The sequence below is a fragment of the Naasia sp. genome (genome assembly GCF_025465545.1).
Lineage (GTDB): Bacteria > Actinomycetota > Actinomycetes > Actinomycetales > Microbacteriaceae > Naasia.
Genome location: NZ_JAODMK010000045.1, coordinates 41286 through 58623 on the forward strand (window position 1 = coordinate 41286; position 17338 = coordinate 58623).

The 17338-nt window shown below is 73.6% G+C and carries 13 protein-coding genes; 7 read left to right on the forward strand and 6 right to left on the reverse strand.

The window, feature by feature from the left end; translation table 11 throughout:
• Window positions 1–24 precede the first annotated feature (24 nt).
• From JWR33_RS12005 to JWR33_RS12025, 5 genes are all read left to right on the forward strand, one after another.
• Window positions 25–990: a MoxR family ATPase gene (locus JWR33_RS12005; RefSeq protein ID WP_297412153.1), complete on the forward strand. Its 966-nt coding sequence runs from the start codon at window positions 25–27 to the stop codon at window positions 988–990.
• Window positions 987–2435: a DUF58 domain-containing protein gene (locus JWR33_RS12010; RefSeq protein WP_297412154.1), complete on the forward strand. Its 1449-nt coding sequence runs from the start codon at window positions 987–989 to the stop codon at window positions 2433–2435. The genes JWR33_RS12005 and JWR33_RS12010 overlap by 4 nt, the downstream gene beginning before the upstream one ends.
• Window positions 2432–4744, forward strand: coding sequence for a transglutaminase-like domain-containing protein (locus JWR33_RS12015; protein WP_297412155.1), 2313 nt, complete (start codon window positions 2432–2434; stop codon window positions 4742–4744). Before JWR33_RS12010 ends, JWR33_RS12015 begins: the two co-directional genes overlap by 4 nt.
• Entirely contained in the window at window positions 4741–5391 is a 651-nt protein-coding gene (locus JWR33_RS12020; protein WP_297412156.1) for a zinc-ribbon domain-containing protein, read from the forward strand. Before JWR33_RS12015 ends, JWR33_RS12020 begins: the two co-directional genes overlap by 4 nt.
• 88 nt (window positions 5392–5479) lie before the next feature.
• A complete protein-coding gene (locus JWR33_RS12025) occupies window positions 5480–8104 on the forward strand; it encodes an FtsK/SpoIIIE domain-containing protein (protein WP_297412157.1) in 2625 nt (874 codons plus the stop codon).
• Here JWR33_RS12025 and ald read toward each other — a convergent pair.
• The 3 genes from ald to gabT all read right to left on the reverse strand — a co-directional run bounded on the left by ald (window position 8071) and on the right by gabT (window position 11701).
• Window positions 8071–9189, reverse strand: a complete 1119-nt coding sequence (gene ald / locus JWR33_RS12030; protein ID WP_297412158.1) for an alanine dehydrogenase — start codon at window positions 9187–9189, stop codon at window positions 8071–8073. The genes JWR33_RS12025 and ald overlap by 34 nt on opposite strands.
• 107 nt (window positions 9190–9296) lie before the next feature.
• Entirely contained in the window at window positions 9297–10289 is a 993-nt protein-coding gene (locus tag JWR33_RS12035; protein WP_297412159.1) for an asparaginase, read from the reverse strand.
• Window positions 10290–10330: 41 nt separating this feature from the next.
• A complete protein-coding gene (gene gabT / locus JWR33_RS12040; protein ID WP_297412160.1) occupies window positions 10331–11701 on the reverse strand; it encodes a 4-aminobutyrate--2-oxoglutarate transaminase in 1371 nt (456 codons plus the stop codon).
• A gap of 75 nt (window positions 11702–11776) precedes the next feature.
• Between gabT and JWR33_RS12045 the strand changes: the two genes are divergently transcribed.
• Both JWR33_RS12045 and dxr read left to right on the forward strand, forming a co-directional pair.
• On the forward strand, window positions 11777–12244 hold the full coding sequence (locus tag JWR33_RS12045; protein WP_297412161.1) for an OsmC family protein: 468 nt from the start codon (window positions 11777–11779) through the stop codon (window positions 12242–12244).
• 139 nt (window positions 12245–12383) lie between these two features.
• Window positions 12384–13469: a 1-deoxy-D-xylulose-5-phosphate reductoisomerase gene (dxr, locus tag JWR33_RS12050; protein ID WP_297412162.1), complete on the forward strand. Its 1086-nt coding sequence runs from the start codon at window positions 12384–12386 to the stop codon at window positions 13467–13469.
• On the opposite strand, the gene JWR33_RS12055 is transcribed toward dxr, so the two are convergent.
• The 3 genes from JWR33_RS12055 to JWR33_RS12065 all read right to left on the reverse strand — a co-directional run bounded on the left by JWR33_RS12055 (window position 13466) and on the right by JWR33_RS12065 (window position 17276).
• The gene (locus JWR33_RS12055; RefSeq protein ID WP_297412163.1) at window positions 13466–15124 is read right to left on the reverse strand and encodes a serine/threonine-protein kinase; all 1659 of its coding nucleotides are present in this window, start codon (window positions 15122–15124) and stop codon (window positions 13466–13468) included. The genes dxr and JWR33_RS12055 overlap by 4 nt on opposite strands.
• A 68-nt stretch (window positions 15125–15192) precedes the next feature.
• Entirely contained in the window at window positions 15193–15834 is a 642-nt protein-coding gene (locus tag JWR33_RS12060) for a hypothetical protein (protein ID WP_297412164.1), read from the reverse strand.
• Complete coding sequence (locus JWR33_RS12065; RefSeq protein ID WP_297412165.1) at window positions 15831–17276, reverse strand: serine/threonine-protein kinase; 1446 nt, start codon at window positions 17274–17276, stop codon at window positions 15831–15833. The genes JWR33_RS12060 and JWR33_RS12065 overlap by 4 nt, the downstream gene beginning before the upstream one ends.
• Window positions 17277–17338 lie beyond the last annotated feature (62 nt).

The following is a 17338-nucleotide window of genomic DNA, read 5'->3' on the forward strand; positions in this document are numbered from 1 at the left end:
GGAACGAAGGAAGAGGAAGCGACGATGACCCCGGAACAGGCTGCCTGGTTCAGTGAGATATTCGGCCGCCTGGCGGCGAACATCGAGCAGGTGCTGCTCGGCAAGAGCCACGTCATCCGGCTCTCCCTCACCGCCATGCTGAGTGAGGGGCACCTGCTCCTCGAGGACTTCCCGGGGACCGGCAAGACCTCCCTGGCCCGGGCGATGGCGCAGAGCGTTCAAGGCTCGGCCAGCCGGGTGCAGTTCACCCCCGACCTGCTCCCGGGGGACATCACCGGCGTGAGCATCTACGACCAGCGCTCGGGCGAGTTCGAGTTCCACAAGGGACCCGTCTTCGCCAACATCGTGCTGGCCGACGAGATCAACCGGGCGAGCCCCAAGACGCAGTCGGCGCTGCTGGAGGTCATGGAGGAGGGCTCGGTCACCGTGGACGGCATCCGGCACGTGGTCGGTGCCCCGTTCATGGTCATCGCCACTCAGAACCCCATCGAGCAGGCCGGCACCTACCGGCTGCCCGAGGCCCAGCTGGACCGGTTCATCCTCAAGACCTCCATCGGCTACCCGGACCACGCCGCGACGCTGCGCATCCTGGAGGGGTCGACCGTGCGCTCGCACGAGGTCATCATCCCGGCGATCGTGCCCGCCGAGGTCGTGGTGGACATGAGCCAGCTGTCCCGCACCGTGCATGTGGACCCGTCCGTCACCGACTACGTCTCCCGGATCGTGGAGGCCACCCGCACCGCGACAGAAGTCCGACTCGGCGCCAGTGTGCGCGCCGCCATCGCGCTGCTGCGCACGGCCAAGACGCTCGCCGCCTCGAACGGCCGCCACTACGTGATCCCCGACGACGTCAAGGCGCTCGCCGAGCCCGTGCTCGCGCACCGCCTGCTGCTCGACCCGGAGGCCGAGTTCGACGGGGTCACCACCTCGAACGTCATGGCGCAGCTCCTCATCGAGGTGCCGCCGCCCAGCGAGCGGCAGGCCGTGTGACGACGCCCTCCCGCCACCGGACCCAGCCGGGCGCCGGAACCCGCGGGCGCGGCCTCACCCGGGTGCCCGACTCCCGCACCCGCGGGCTGACCGCCGCCCGGGCGGAGACGCTCGGCGCCGCCGCGACCAGCGGCCTGACGAACGCCCGCACGCGCATCGTCGGAACCAGGACGGGCATCGCGGCCGACGCGGTCGTGGTCGCCGTGCGGGCCTGGCGCTGGATCGCCGAGCACGCCGTCCGGACGGCGCGCGCCGTGGCGTCCGTGGTGACCCCGCTCGGCTGGAGCATGCTCGCCCTCGTCGTCGCCGCATTCTGGCTGGGCTACGGGGCCGGCTGGGCGGAGCTCGCCGCCGTCGCCTGGGCCGGCACGGTGGTCATCGCGGTCGCATCGCTGTTCCTGCTGGGCTCGCACGCGCAGCAGGTGGAGCTCGAGATGCCGCACAACCGGGTGGTGGTGGGCGACAAGGCGGCAGGCGCCCTCGCCGTGCGCAACCCGACCGGCAGGCGGATCCTCGGCTCCACCGTCGAGATCCCGGTCGGCGAGGCGCTCCTCGAGCGGCCCGTCCCGTCGCTGGCCGGCGGAAGCGCCTACGAGGATCCCTTCCTGGTCCCCACCTCGCGCCGCGGCGTGATCCCCATCGGGCCGGTCCGCACCGTTCGGGCCGACCCCCTCGGCCTGGTGCGCCGCGAGCACGTCTGGGCGGCGAGCGTTGAGCTGTTCGTGCACCCCCGCACCGTGCCCATCCCGTCCACCAGCACCGGCTTCGTGCGCGACCTGGAGGGCCAGGTGACGCGGGACCTCACGTCCAGCGACGTCTCCTTCCACGCGCTCCGCGAGTACCAGCCCGGTGACGACCGCCGCTACATCCACTGGAAGAGCACCGCGAAGCAGGGCGTGCACATGGTGCGACAGTTCGAGGAGACCCGGCGCAGCCACCTGATGGTCGCGCTGAGCCTGGCGAGTGCGGACTACGAGAACGACGAGCAGTTCGAGCTCGCGGTGAGCGTTGCCGGGTCCCTGGGCGTCCGCGCCATCCGCGACGCGCGCACCGTGTCCGTGGTGGTGAGCGAGCGGACGCCGGAGTTCGCCAAGCGCAAGGTCTTCGCCGTGCGCAACCTCAGCATCCTGAGCCCGACCCGGCTTCTCGACGACCTCGCCCGCGTCGAGCGCGCGGATGCGGCGCTCGGCGCCGTCGACCTCGCCCGCGTCGCAGCGGAGCAGGTGGCGGGCACCTCGGTGGCCTTCCTCCTGCTCGGCTCCCCGCCGACTCCGGCGCAGCTGCGCGCGGCCTCCGCGGTCTTCCCGGCCGGCGTCGAGGTGGTGGCGATCGTCTGCGATCCCGGCTTCGCCCCCGGTCTCCGGCGGGTGGCCGAGCTTTCGGTGCTGACGATCGGCTACCTCGAGGACCTGCAGAAGGCCTTCGCCCGGACCCGGGCGGCATGAGCGCGCGTTCCGCGGCGCGTCGCCGCCTGCCCGCCGGTGCGATCGTGCTGGACACGGCCTTCCTGGTTGTCGCGATGGCGCTTGCCGCCGCCTCCTTCTGGCCCGTGCACCGCACCAGCGCGCTGGTCGTTGCGGTGGCGGCCGCCCTTGCCGCGGGCGGCGCGGTCGCCCTGCTCGGGGCCGCGTTCCGCTGGCCGGCCTGGGCGGTGGGCCTCGCCACGATCGTCGCCTACCTGCTGCTCGGCGTCCCGGTGGCGGTGCCCGACCAGGCGCTCGGCGGCGTCGCGCCGACCGTGCCGGGGCTCACCGAGCTCGTGTCCGCCGCCGCGCTCAGCTGGAAGGAGCTGCTGACCATCTCGCTCCCGGTGGGCAGCTACCAGGAGCTCCTCGTCCCCGTCTTCCTCCTCACCCTCGTGCTCACGGTGGTGGCGCTCTCCGTCGCTCGCCGGACCCGGCATGGCGAGCTCGCGGTGCTCGCTCCGATCGCGCTCTTCCTCGGGGGCGTGCTGCTCGGCCCGGACGAGGAGAGCCTGCCGGTCCCCCTCGCCCTCGCCCTCCTCGTCACCCTGCTGCTGTTCCTGCTCTGGCGCCGGCAGCGGCGCCGCACTCAGGCGCTGCGGCTGCTCAACGAGCAGGCCGGAATGCGGGTGGAGGCGCGGGCGGACCGACGGGTGGCCGGAGCCCGCACCGCGGCCGGAGCTGCGGTGATTCTCGCCCTCGCGGCCGGCGGAGCCGTGGCGGCCAGTGCCGTCGTGCCGGTCAGCGCGCCGAGGACCGTGCTGCGCTCGGCCATCGAGATCCCGTTCGACCCGCAGGACTATCCGAGCCCGCTCTCCGGGTTCCGGCGGTTCTTCTCGCCCGAGGTCGCCGGCTCGACGCTGCTCACCGTGAGCGGACTGGAGAAGGGGGAGCGCATGCGCCTCGCGACCCTCGACACCTATGACGGAGTCGTCTTCACCGTCGGCAGCGCCGCCGTCACGAGCGCTTCGGGAGCCTTCGCCCGCGTCCCGTCGACGATCGACCAGTCGGGCGTGGACGGCAGGGACGCGTCCCTCGAGGTCACGATCGCCGGCTACCGGGGGGTGTGGCTGCCCGACGCTGGCCTGCTGCGCTCGGTCGATTTCCGGGGGCCGGGCGCGGCCGCGCTGCGGAACGCCTTCTACTACAACGGCGCCAGTGGCACCGGGGCCGTGCTCGGGGGGCTGAGCGAGGGCGACGAATACGTCCTCGACGCGGTGCTGCCGCCCGAGGCCGACGCCCAGGCGCTCGACGGCCTGGAGCCCGGCTCCTCGCCGGTGCCGGCCCTGGCGGTGGTGCCCGGCGAGCTCGATGCGACCATCGCGGAGTACACCGACGCCTCCGACTCACCTGGCCGGCGGCTCGCCGCGGCGATCGCCGGCCTCCGTCACGACGGCTACGTGAGCCACGGCGGCGACGGCGAGCCGTTCAGCGCGTCGGGCCACTCCGCCGCGCGCATCACCGATCTGCTGACGGCCCGGCCGATGCTCGGCGACGCCGAGCAGTACGCCACGACGGCCGCGCTGATGGCACGCCGCCTCGGCTTTCCCTCCCGGGTCGTGCTCGGCTTCGTCGCGCCCCATGGGGGGACGGCCGTGCCGCTGACCGGCGCCGACGTGAGCGCGTGGATCGAGGTGGACACGGCCGAGTCCGGGTGGGTGCCCGTCGACCCGAACCCGGAGGTGCGGGACATCCCCGAGCGCCAGCCCGACCAGTCGACCTCGGTCAGCCGCCCTCAGTCGGTCGTCCAGCCGCCGCCCGACGAGGAGCTCCAGCAGGACGAGCAGGTCCCGCCCGACGTGTCCGAGGAGGCGCAGCAGCCGCAGCCGCCCGCCTGGCTCGCCGTCGTGCTCACGGTCCTCCGCGTGCTCGGCTGGCTGGCCGTGGCCGGGGCGATCCTGCTTGCGCCGTTCCTGGCCGTGCTCGGAGCCAAGTGGACCCGCCGGCGACGGCGGATGCGCGCCCGGGATCCGCTCGCCCGGATCCGCGGCGGGTGGGACGAGTTCGCCGACGCGGCGCTCGATGCCGGGGTGGAGGTGCAGCCGAGTTCGACCCGGAACGAGCTCGCGATCGCAGTGGGTGGGCGGAAGCCACTCGTCCTCGCCTCGGTGGTCGACCGGGCGATCTTCTCCCCGGTGGACCCCGCTCAACTGGACGCGGACCGCGTGTGGGCCGCAGTATCGGACCTGCGCTCCGACCTCGGACAGGGTCGCACCCGCTGGGAGCGGCTCAAGGCACTCGTGTCCCTCCGGTCGCTGCGGCGATCCTCGAAGCGGAAGGACAACGGGTGAGCTGCACGGTGTGCGGCGCCGACCTGCGGGACGGCGCCATGTTCTGCGGCGAGTGCGGCAGCGCGGTGGTCGAGCGGACCGCGGGCGATCGAGCGGTCACGGGGTCGCCCGCCGCGGAGCGACCGGTCGTGCCGCCACCCGGACCCCAGGAGCCGGATGGCTCGGACCCGGTGCCGCAGGCGCAGGAGCCCGACACGGAGGACTCCCTGCTCGAGGCTCCGCGGGCCGAGCCGGTCCCGGCGGACGGACCGGCACCCGCCCCGACGGCATCCGCGCCCGACGAGCAGACCAGACTCCCGCAGCTGCGCCTCAAGGCTCCGGCTGCCCGCTTCGTGCTGCAGTTCAGCACCGGGGAGTCGGTGACGGTGGAGGGGACCGGCCTGATCGGCCGGCGTCCCCAGGCGCAGCCCGGCGAGTACTTCGACGTCCTCGTCTCGGTGGATGATCCGGGACGGTCGGTCTCGAAGACCCACCTGGAGTTCGGCCAGGAGGGCGGCACGTTCTGGGTGAACGACCGCTTCTCGGCAAACGGCACGGTGGTGCGCGAACCGGACCGGGCCGCCCGGCTGTCGGTGCCGGGCATGCGCAGCCGGGTGCAGCGGGGCTCCCGGGTCGAGATCGGCGAGCAGTTCTTCGTGGTGAGCTGACTCCTCCCCAGGGCGATCGCCCGCACCGGCGTGCGCGGGTCCGGAGCGCACCCCGCTGCGGCCGCCCGACCGGGTCGATCCTGGGCGGGTGCAGCTGTCGCTCCCGCCGCCGCTCCCAGAGCCGCCGCAGCGGGCCTTCCCCATCGCGGGAGCGCTCGCGCCGGTGCTCGCCGCCGGCGTGCTCTTCACCCTCACTCGGTCGCCCATCACCCTCGCCTTCGCGGCGCTCGGTCCCCTCCTCGCCGCGGCCTCCCTGCTCGATGGGGGACGACAGGCGCGCAGGGCGACCCGGCGGGCCACGGAGCGGAGACTGACCGCCCTCGCCCGTCTCGAGGAGGACGTGCGCGTGGAGCATCGCCGGCTGCTCGCCGCGCTCTGGACGGCGACCCCGTCCGCGGCGACGATCCTCTCCGCGACCGGGCCGCCGGTCCGCCGGACTCCGGGACCCGTGCTGGTCGCGCTGGGAGCCGGGCCGGTGCCGAGCGGGCTGGAGCTCGTCGCGACCGATGAGGAGGATCGCGCGGCGTCGGCGCGGGCGGCGGAACTGACCGACGGTCCGGTGCGCGCGGACGCACGGGACGGCATCGGCGTGGTCGGCCCGCAGCCTCTGTCCTCGGCGGTGGGCCGCGCCCTGCGGGTCCAGGCGCTCTGGCACTCGGGCGAGGATCTCCCCGTCCTCGTCGGGCACACGGCGGACTCCCTCGCCGAGTACTGCCCTGTGCTCCTCGAGGTGCTCGGGCCGCGCCGCGCCGTCCTGCTCCGGCATCCCGACCCGCGCGCTCTGGTCGAGCTGCGGCCCGAGCTCGTCTCCCGCGTGCAGGAGCGCCGGTTCCGCGCGCGGATGCTGCGGAGCGCCTCCGCCGGCGCCCTGCCGTCCGACGTGCCGTGGGCGGGGCTGCCGCCGCTCGAGCACACCGGAGGACTGACGGCGCGCTTCCTCGTGGACGAGGCCGGTCCCGTGGACCTCGATCTGGTGGGCGATGGGCCGCACGCCGTGGTGGGCGGCACCACCGGCAGCGGCAAGAGCGAGTTCCTCGTTGCCTGGGTGGTCGCGCTCGCCGCCGCTCATCCGCCGGAGCGGCTCTCGATGCTGCTGCTCGACTTCAAGGGCGGGTCAGCCTTCGACCGGCTCGCGGCCCTCGATCATGTCCAGGCGGTGGTGACCGACCTCGACGGGGACACGGTGGATCGTCTCGCGGACGGGCTGCGGGCCGAGGTGCGGCGGCGGGAGACCGAGCTTCGTGCGGCGCGTGCCCGCGATGTCGATGCCGCGCCCGGTCTCGCGCGGCTGGTGATCGTGATCGACGAGCTGGCCGCCCTGCTCGCGCTGAGGCCCGCGCTCGCGGGGCTGCTCACCGACATCGCCGCGCGGGGCCGCGCCCTCGGGATGCACCTCGTGCTGTGCACGCAGCGGCCCGCCGGGCTGGTGTCGGACGCGCTGCTGGCGAACTGCCCTCTGCGGATCTCTCTGCGCGTGCTGCAGGCCTCCGACAGCTCGGCGCTGGTCGGCGGTGACGACGCCAGCCGGCTGCCCCCCGATGTGCCAGGACGATGCGTGGTATCGCGTGCGGGGGAGCCGGCCGTGCTCTGCCAGAGCGCCCACGCCGCGCCCGGCGACACGGACCGGGCCCTGCGCCGGCCACCCGGACGCAGCCCGGCTCCGCCGGTCTGGCTGCCGCCGCTGCCCGCCTCGCTGCCTCTGGCGGGGCTTCCCGTGCCGCCCGCCGGGCAGGTCGTCCTCGGTCTCCTCGACGACCCGGGGGGCCAGCGGCAGCCTCTCGCGCTGTGGGATCCGTTCCGGGACGCGTCCCTCCTCGTGGTGGGCGCCGCCGGCTCCGGCCGCAGCACGGTGCTCGCCACCCTCGCGGCCCAGGTCGGGAGCGCCGTCGTGGAAGGTGCCGGCCCGGATGCCGGTGAGACGCTGTGGGATCGCGTGGCGGGGCTCGGCGCGGCAGGGATGCTGCTCGTCGACGACCTCGATCTCGCGCTGTCCGCCCTCGGCCCTGAGCACTCCGCCGAGCTGACCGCCCGCCTCAGCCTCGCCCTGCGGCGCCCGGGGACCCGGCTTGCCGCCACCTCGCGATCGCCCGCGCCGCCGCTGCGGTCCCTGCGCCCCGCGTTCGCCCGGACCCTGCTCCTCCGGCTGGATCGGGACGAGCACGCCCTGCTCGCGTCGCGGGGGGAGCGCCACGACCCGGAGCTGCGGCCGGGCGGCGGCTGGTGGGACGGGCTGCGGCTGCAGGCGGCCCAGAGCCCGATGGCTTCCCCGGCAGGCGGGGAGTGCGCGCCGGTGCTCCTCGACGCGTCCCTCGCCGCCGCCCTCGACCCGGTAGCGGACCCGCTCGTCCTCGTCACGGCGTCGCCGTCCCTCCGGATCGGTCAGCTCGCGGGACACGTCGGCGACCGGCGGGTGCTGGACCTGCGGTCGGCGGCCCCGCCCGCCGCCGGGCTGGACGGGAGCCTGGTAGTGCTCGATCCCGCCGCGTGGCAGGCATCGCCGGCGCTGTGGGCGCTGCTCGAGCGCCGCACCCTCCTTCTCGACGGTGTCTCCGTTGCCGAGTTCCGGGCGATCACCCGGCGCCGTGAGCTGCCGCCCCCTCTCGCGCCTCGCGAGGGACGCGGCTGGCTGGTGGCACCCGAGCAGCCGGCTCGCCGGGTCGAGGTCCGCTGGACCGGCGATCAGGCGGCGAGTGCCGCCTCGAGCTCGGTGTGAGGCAGGTCGTGCGCGGTCGCGACCGCGCTGTTGGTGAGCGATCCGCCGTGCACATTCAGCCCCAGCGCGAGAGCCGGGTCCGCCCTCAGCGCGTTGCGCCAGCCCGCGTTGGCGACGGCCCGCACGTACGGCAGCGTCGCGTTCGTGAGCGCGTAGGTCGACGTGTTGGGGACTGCACCCGGCATGTTGGCCACGCAGTAGAACAGCGAGCCGTGCACGCGGAAGGTGGGGTCGGCGTGCGTGGTCGGGTGGGAGTCCTCGAAGCAGCCGCCCTGGTCGATCGAGATGTCGACGAGCACGCTGCCCGGCCGCATGCGCGCCACCAGGTCGTTGGGGACCAGCTTGGGGGCGCGCGCACCGGCGACGAGCACCGAGCCGATCACCAGGTCGGCGTCGAGCAGGGAGCGCTCGATCTCGTACGCGTTCGATGCGACAGTCGTGACGCGGCCGGCATACAGGGCGTCGATGTCGCGCAGGCGGGTGAGGTTGGTGTCCAGGACGGTCACGTCGGCGCCGAGGCCGACGGACATCGACACCGAGTTGGTTCCCGCCACCCCGCCCCCGAGCACCACGATGCGGGCAGGCCGGGTGCCGGGCACGCCAGGGACAAGAAGCCCGGGCCCCCCGTTGGGTCGCAGCATCGTGGACTGGCCCACCAGCGGCGCGAGCCGGCCGGCGACCTCGCTCATCGGCGCGAGCAGAGGAAGCGCCCGATTGGGCAGCTGTACGGTCTCGTAGGCGATCGCCGTCATCCCCGAGGAGAGGAGGGCGGAGGTGAGCTCGGGCTCGGCGGCGAGGTGCAGGTAGGTGAACAGCACGAGGTCGCTCCGGAAGTACCCGTACTCGGACGCGATCGGCTCCTTCACCTTGAGCAGCAGGTCCACGGAGCCCCACACCTCGGCGGCCTCGGCCACGATGCGCGCGCCCGCGGCCGTGTACTCCGCGTCGGGGATGGAGGAGCCTTCGCCGGCCCCCGCCTGCACGAGCACCGTGTGGCCCGCCGCCGTCAGGTCGTGGACGCCCGAGGGGGTGATCGCCACCCGGAACTCGTTGTTCTTGATCTCGCGGGGGACTCCGATTCGCATGGGACCAGCCTACTGAGCTAAGCGGCGGAATCCGCTAGGCGTCGCCGAAGATCCGACGGATTCCGCAAAGTTTGCGTGCCCATGCGGTCGAAATCCACTGCGAGAGGTCAGACACAGGTGACGCGGATCTGGCCGACCGGGCGGCCGCCGCCCTGGACGACGAGGTCCAGCCGGGCGCGGACCCGTGCCAGGGCGGGGCCGTCGATCGCGCCGACGGAGGCGAGCAGGTCGGCGGCGACCGCCGCGACGGCGCGGAGGCTGCCGTCCAGCGTCTTCACCGCCACGGCATGCCCCTCCGGGGTCGCCACCGCGAACACCCCCTCGGCGCCCACCTTGGCCAGCCCCCCGAGTTCCTCGATGAGCACCGCGTCCTGGCCGCCCTCTCCTGAGATCAGGGCCGGATGCTCGAGCACCGCCTGGGTGAGGGCCGCCGCGTCCCGGTAGAGCGGCCAGGGCGAGTCCGCGCGGGTGGTCCGGATGCGGGAGAAGCCGGCGGCGAGGCCGGTCAGCGATATCGCGTGCACCGGAGCGCCGCACCCGTCGACGCCGGTGATCGACACGTGCTCGCCGGTCATCCGCTGGATCACCTCACGCACCCGTTCCTGCAGGGGATGCGCGGGATCCAGATAGCTGCGGGTGTCCCAGCCGCTGCGCACGCAGGCCAGCAGCATGGCGGCGTGCTTGCCTGAGCAGTTGTGGAAGATGGGCAGCGGGCCGTGCCCGGTTCGGATCAGTTCGTCCCGCGAGTGCCGGTCGCTCGGCCAGTCAGCGGGGCAGCCGAGCGCGGAGATCGGCAGACCGGCCTTCTTGAGGATGCCCCGCACGATCTTCGCCTGCTCGATGGTGCCGTGGTGGCTCGCCGTCGACAGCACCAGCTCCTCGGCGCTCAGGTCGCCTCCGCTCGCCATCGAGGCGAGGGCCTGGAAAGGCTTGAGGGAGGAGCGGGGGAAGAGCGGCGCTCGCACATCCCCCAGCTCCCGGCGGACCGCACCGTCCGGCGCGAGCACGACCGCCGAGCCGACATGCCGGGACTCCACGAAGCCGCTGCGCTCGACCACGGCGAGCTCGACGGCGTCGGCGGCCGCGAACGTGCCGCGCATCAGGGCCGGACTGCCGCGGGCCGTCCGGATCGACTCCCCACTCAGAGCGCGGCGAAGCCGTCCTCGAGCACGCCGAGGGCGTCCACGAGGAGCTCGTCCGTGATGGCGAGGCTCGGCAGGAACCGGACGACGTTGCCCCAGGTGCCGGCCGTCAGCACGAGCACGCCGTTCTGCGCGGCGTGCGCGGCGAGAGCGGTGACCGCCTCCGCGTTCGGCTGCTTGGTGGTCTGCGCGGTGCCCGGCTTCACCAGCTCGATCGCCATCATGGCCCCGCGGCCCCGGATGTCACCGATGATGTCGTACTTCTGCTGCAGGGCGCCGAGGCCCGACGTGAGGGTCTTCTCGATGCGGACGGCCTCGTTCAGCAGGGAGTCCTGCTCGATCAGGTCGAACACCGCAACGGAAGCGGCTGCGGCGACGGGGTTGCCGCCGAAGGTGCCGCCCAGTCCGCCGGGCTGCGCGGCGTCCATGATCTCGGCGCGGCCCGTGACGGCGGCGAGGGGGAGCCCTGCCGCGATGCCCTTGGCCGACAGGAGGAGGTCGGGCACGAGGCCGAAGTGCTCGCTCGCGAAGTAGCGGCCGGTGCGGCCCATGCCGCTCTGGATCTCGTCGGCGATGAGCACGACGCCGTTGGCGGTGGCCCACTGCTGGAGCGCGGGCAGGTAGCCCTCGGCGGGGGTCTGGAAGCCGCCCTCGCCCTGAATGGGCTCGACCACCAGGGCGGCGAGGTCGGTGGCGCCGACTCGCTTCTCCAGGTAGGCGATGGTGCGCGCCGCGGCCTGCTCGCCGGTGAGGCCGTCCCGGTAGGGGTAGGAGCTGGGCGCGTGGAAGATGTCGCCCGCGAAGGGCCCGAAGCCGGTCGCGTAGGGCGCCGCCTTGTAGTTCATGGCCATCGTGAGGTTGGTGCGCCCGTGGTAGGCATGCTCGAGCACGGCGACCGCGCGCCGGCCCGTGAACTTGCGGGCGATCTTCACGCCGTTCTCCACCGCCTCCGCGCCGGAGTTGACGAGCACGCTGCGCTTCTCGAAGTCGCCGGGGGTGTGCTCCGCCAGCAGCTCTGCCACCCGGATGTAGGACTCGTAGGGGGTGATGGTGAAGAGGGTGTGCAGGAAGGAGTCGAGCTGCGCCTTGGCGGCGTCGACCACGCTCTGCCGGGTGTGACCGACCGTGGTCACTCCGATCCCGGCGCCGAGGTCGATGAACTGGTTGCCGTCGACGTCGCGCAGCACCGCGCCGCTCGCCCGCTCGATGTAGACGGGAAGCGTGGAGTGCACGCCCGGCGGGACGACCTTCATGCGGCGCTCGTGGAGCGCCTGCGACTTCGGACCGGGGATCGCGGTGACGATCTCCCGCTGCTGCGGGAGGGGGGTCTGAGCGGATGCGGACAGGTTCTCGAGCAGCGTGTCAGTCATGGTGCAACCGAGTTTACGCCCGCCCTCGGACGGAACTCCCGGTGCTGCCCGGGAGTTCGCGGCTAGCATCGCGGAGTGATCATCGACCACTCCTACCGGGTCAGCGTCGAGTGGACCGGCAGTCGCGGATCGGGCACCTCGGACTATCGCGCATACGGTCGGGACCACATCGTGCGCGTCGAGGGCAAGCCCGACCTGGCCGGCTCCGCCGATCGACCCTTCCACGGCGATGCCGACCGCTGGAACCCCGAGGAGCTGCTCGTGGCGGCGCTCAGCCAGTGCCACATGCTGTCCTATCTGCACGTCGCGGTGCAGAACGGCGTCACGGTGCTGGCCTACCGGGATGTGGCGACCGGGACCATGACGCAGACCGCCGACGGCGGCGGCCACTTCACCTCGGTCACCCTCTCCCCGGTCGTCGAGATCGCCGACCCCGCCCAGGTGGCGCTCGCCGAGTCGCTGCACGCTCAGGCCAATGCGAAGTGCTTCATCGCGTCCTCGGTGAACTTCCCGGTGCACCACTCGCCGACCATCCTGGCCTGACCGGCCCTCGCCCGCCGGTGCCCGCCCTGTCGCCGCGACGGACGCAACGGTCCGGCCACACCGCGACGGCACGCGGTGGCAGTTTGGCCGGACGGTCGCGTCTGTGAGGTGCCGAGGCGGCGGGTGGAAGGATGGTGCCGTGCGCCGCCTCGTCCTGCTCGGATCCACCGGATCGATCGGCACTCAGGCGCTCGACGTCGTGCGCGCCAACCCGGACCGCTTCGAGGTGGTCGGCCTCGCGGCCGGCTCGGACCGGGAGGGGCTCCGGGCGCAGGCCGAGGAGTTCGGCGTGAGCGCCACAGCGCTCGGCGCGGAGGAGGCCGCCCAGCTGGTGCGGGACGTCGACTGCGACGTCGTCGTCAACGGCATCACCGGATCGGTGGGGCTGGGTCCCACGCTCGCGGCCCTGCGCGCAGGCAGGACGCTCGCCCTCGCGAACAAGGAGTCCCTGATCGTCGGTGGGTCCCTGGTCACCGCCCTCGCCGCGCCGGGGCAGATCGTGCCCGTCGACTCCGAGCACTCCGCCATCGCCCAGGCACTCCGCGGGGGAGCGGCGGGCGAGGTCCGCCGGCTCGTCCTCACCGCCTCCGGCGGGCCCTTCCGGGGTCGCAGCCGGGAGCAGCTGCGTGAGGTCACTCCGGCCGAGGCGCTCGCCCATCCCACCTGGGACATGGGGCTCGTCGTCACCACGAACTCCGCGACCCTCGTCAACAAGGGACTCGAGGTGATCGAGGCGCACCTGCTCTTCGGCGTGCCATACGAGAGCATCGAGGTGACCGTGCACCCGCAGTCGATCGTGCACTCCATGGTCGAGTTCGTGGACGGCTCCACCCTGGCACAGGCGTCCCCGCCCGACATGCGCCTGCCCATCTCGCTCGCGCTGGACTGGCCGGCCCGGGTGCCCGGGGTCGGCGTCCCGCTCGACTGGAGCACGGCGTCCGCCTGGACCTTCGAGCCGCTCGACGCCGCGGCGTTCCCCGCGGTCGAGCTCGCGAAGAGCGTCGGTCGGGTGGGCGGCAGCCTCCCGGCCGTGTTCAACGCGGCCAACGAGCAGGCGGTCGCGGCCTTCCATGCGGGTCGGCTGCCGTTCCTCGGCATCCTCGACCTTCTCGCGGCGGTGATCGACAGCGCCCCCGACGACGACGGCGAGCTCACCGTGGAGTCGCTGCAGGAGACGGAGGCCTGGGCGCGAGCCGAGGCGGACCGGAGGATCGCGGCCGCCTAGGGCGTGGTCGAGGGGTTGGTCCAGCTGTCGATCTGGCGCTGCACCTCGCGCCCGACACGGTCGAGGCGCTCCCGCAGCCCGTCGAGGATCCCGCCCTGGGCGTCCTCCTGCTGCTGGAGCTGGCGCTGCTCCTGCAGGCGGGCCAGCTCGGCCTGCTCGGCCGCGAGTGCCGAGTCGAGGTCCTCCTGCACCGCGTCGATGGAGGCGAGGATCACCCTGTACTTGGCGGAGCTGACCTGATCGTCGAGGGCCGCCGCATCGACGTGGGCGGCGGTGTCCTCGAGCGAGCTCACGGCGGACGGGTAGTCGGTGACGGCCGAGGCGGTGGAGACCGCGAGGAGGTCGTCGCGGAGCGCCAGGGTGAGGTCGTCGGCGAGCCCCTCGCCCTCGATCGCGCCTTGGAGCCTGCCGAGGGAGGTGCCGAGGTCGCCTTCGACCGCCGGGTACGCGGGCGGCGGCTCCGCGGGTCCGGGTTGCACCCAGGCGGTGATGGCCGGCCAGGCGGCGATGACTCCGAGGGTCGCCCCGACGAGGAGCACGAGGAGGAGAGCGAGCCAGCCGGCCCCCCGGCGGCGTCGCCGCGGGGCGGAGACCGGAGCGGGGGATGCGCCGCCGGCCGACCCGACCGTGGGCAGCAGCTCGGTGCCGCCGTCCGGTGCGGGCACGAGGCGCCGGGTGCGGTCGGCGGCGGGCGCGCCGAGGAGCCGCTCGGTCGGATTCCCGGCGGGAGCGAGCGGGCGCGTGGCGTCTTCGAGAGCGGGCAAGTGGAGGGTGGCGTCGCCGGGGCCGGGGAACTCGGTCGGCGAGAGGAGGAAGGGGCCGGGCGAACGCCAGGCCCGGAGACCGTCGCGGGCCTGCCGGGCGGAGAGCCGGTCCTCGGGGTCGACCGCCGTCATGCCGCGCAGCAGCTCGGCGTCAGCGGGGTCGAGGCCGGCGGGCAGTCGAGGAGCCCGCACCGTGCGCGCGACGGCCGACTCGCTGGCGGAGCCGGCGAACGGCGCCCGCCCAGTGAGTCCCTCGAGCAGCACCAGACCCAGCGAGTACACGTCGCTGGCAGTGCCCACCGGCCGCCCCGTGACCTGCTCGGGACTCAGGTAGCCTGCCGTGCCGAGGACCGCGCCGGGGACGGTGAGCCGGGACTCGTCGACGATGCGGGCGATCCCGAGGTCGGTCAGCTTGGCGCGGAGTCCGCCGTCGCCGTCCCTCGTGACGAGGATGTTCTCGGGCTTGATGTCGCGGTGCACCACCCCGCGCGAGGCGATGTAGCCCAGCGCGTCCGCGACCTGCTCGAGCAGGGCGGAGACGTCCACGGGGGAAAGGGCGCCGTCGGCGAAGAGGTCGGCGAGGGTCGGGCCGTCGACGAGCTCGAGCACGAGGTAGGCAGCCTCGCCGGTCCCGCCCTCGCTGGCGTCGTGCAGCGTCACCAGAGAGGCGTGATTGAGGCCGGCGAGCATCCGGATCTCGGAGCGGATCCGGCGCAGGTCCTGGGCGTCGGCGATGTCCGGCCGGAACAGCTTGAGTGCGACGTCCCGGGAGAGTCGCTCATCGTGCGCCCGGTAGACGGTGGCCATGCCGCCCGCACCGAGGAGCGAGCCGAGGCGGTACCTGCCGCCGAGCAGCGTGCCGGGCGCGGCGAGGAGCCTGGTGTCCGTCACGCGATCCCGATCCCTATGCGAAGAACCATGCCTACCATGCGGAGCCCGGCATGGTCCTCAGAGACCGGTCACGGTGTGCTCGTGTCCGCGGCGGTGAGCTGGTCGCCTGTGGTCGTGTCGCCCTCGGCTTTCGCCGGGGCGGTGGGTGAGGGGGTCGTGGAAGGATGCGGGGTGTCGGACGGAACCGGAGTCGGGGACGGGGTGGGCTGGGGGTCGGGGGACTTGGACGGCTCCGGCGTCTTCTCGTCACCACTGGAGTCGCCGCCGCCGGTCGTGTCCTTCGAGGGCGCGTCCGAGGCCGGCTCCTCGGACGGAGCGTCGGAGCTCGGGGCGGGGGCTGAGCTCTCTGTGCCGCCCGTCGTGTCGCCGCTCGAGTCGGTGCTCGCCGACGGCTGATCCTTGGGGTCGCCGTCCTTCGCCTTCTCGATCTCGGCCTTCAGCTTGTCCCGCAGCGCCGCGATGGCGGACTCGACCTGGTCATAGCGCTTGGCGGTGATCTCCCCCCGGTCGCGGGCCGCCTTCAGCTCGGCCTCGACGTCGTCGAGTCGGGCGAGGGCGTCCGTCAGGTCGTTCCCGGCCGCCGCCGTGCTGACGGCGAGGACTGCGGTCTGCAGGCGGCCCGCGGTCGCGTCGGCGATGTCGCCCTGACCGGCGCACCCGGCGAGGCCGAGGGTGAGGGCGAGGGCGATCGCCACGGCTGTCCGTCTCATCCGTCCACGCTCTTCTGCAGGTCCTTGAGCAGGTCGCCGAGTTCGCCGGTCACCTGCGGGTACGGAACGTCGCCGGCCCTCGACGCGGTGAGGGCGTCGATCAGGAACGGCGCCGCGAGCACGGCGGCCAGCAGCAGCACCGCGAGCACGATCAGGAAGATGAGGAGGCCGCGGCGGCGGCGCTTGCGCGCCACCCGCATGGAGCCCGTGGTCGGAGGACCGGCCACCGCATACTGTTCGGCCGTCGAGGGGTAGCCGGGGGCAGCGAGCGCACCGGTCGCGGGGATGCCGCCGGTGGGATAGACGCCGCCGGTGGGATAGACGCCGCCCGTGGGATAGACGCCGCCGGTGGGATAGACGCCGCCCGTCGGGTAGCCGGTCGCCGCGGGGAAGTCCGAGGTCCCCAGCCGCGCCGTGGCATCCTGCTGGCCCGTCCAGGCGCCCGGCGCCTGGTACGCCGTCGGCGCTGCGGCGGGCATGCCCCCGGTGGGGATCCGCGCCGTGGCGTCGGTGGCGGTCCGGGGATCGAACGGCGCGCTCAGCGGCTGCGTGAAGTCGCTGAACTCGCCCGGGACGGTGCTGGTCGGCATGGTGAGGGTGCCTGGTCCGCCGGTCGCCCAGCGGGTCAGCGCCTCTTCCGCGTGTGCGGCCGAGATCCGCGCGGAGGGGTCAAGCGCGGTCATGGCACGCAGAAGAGAGCTGTTCAGGGCGTCGACGCCCTCGGGCAGCTCGGGCGGACGGACCGTGCGCATCGCCGCGGACTCCTGCGGGGTGCCGGGGAAGGGCTTGCGTCCGCTCAGGGCCTCGATCAGCACCAGACCGAGCGCGTAGACGTCGCTCGTGCTGTCGATGCCCGCCCCGCTCACCTGCTCGGGGCTGAGGTAGGCGACCGTGCCGAGCACGGAGCCCGCGGTCGTGAGCCGGGTGGCGTCGGCGATCCGGGCGATCCCGAGGTCGGCCAGCTTCGCCCAGACCCGTCCGTCCTGATCGCGGCGGACGAGGATGTTGGCCGGCTTCACGTCACGGTGCACGATGCCCTTGCGATGGATGTGCGCCAGCGCGCCGGCGACCTGTGCCCCGATCGTGACCGCGTCCCGCCGGCTGATCCGGCCCTCGGCGAGGAGCTGGCCGAGGTCCTCGCCGTCGATGAGCTCCATGACGAGGAAGGCCGTCTGGCCGTCCTCGCTGAGCGAGGCGTCGTGCAGGGTGACGAGGTTGGGGTGGTTGACGCTGCCGAGGATCTTCATCTCGGCCTGCACCCGGCGAGGGTCGTTGGCCTCGCTGACATCGGTGCGGAACACCTTGACGGCCACGTCGCGGTCGAGCACGAGGTCGTGGGCGCGGTGCACGGTGGCCATGCCGCCTGCGCCGACCGTCTCGTGAAGCCGGTAGCGACCGCCGAGGATCTCTCCGCTGTTCGTGTCGGGCCACGTACTCGTCACGAGGTCTCGCTTTCGCCGGGTGCCATCATGCTAGTCGCGCGAAAGTCGGCGAAGAGGGGGTT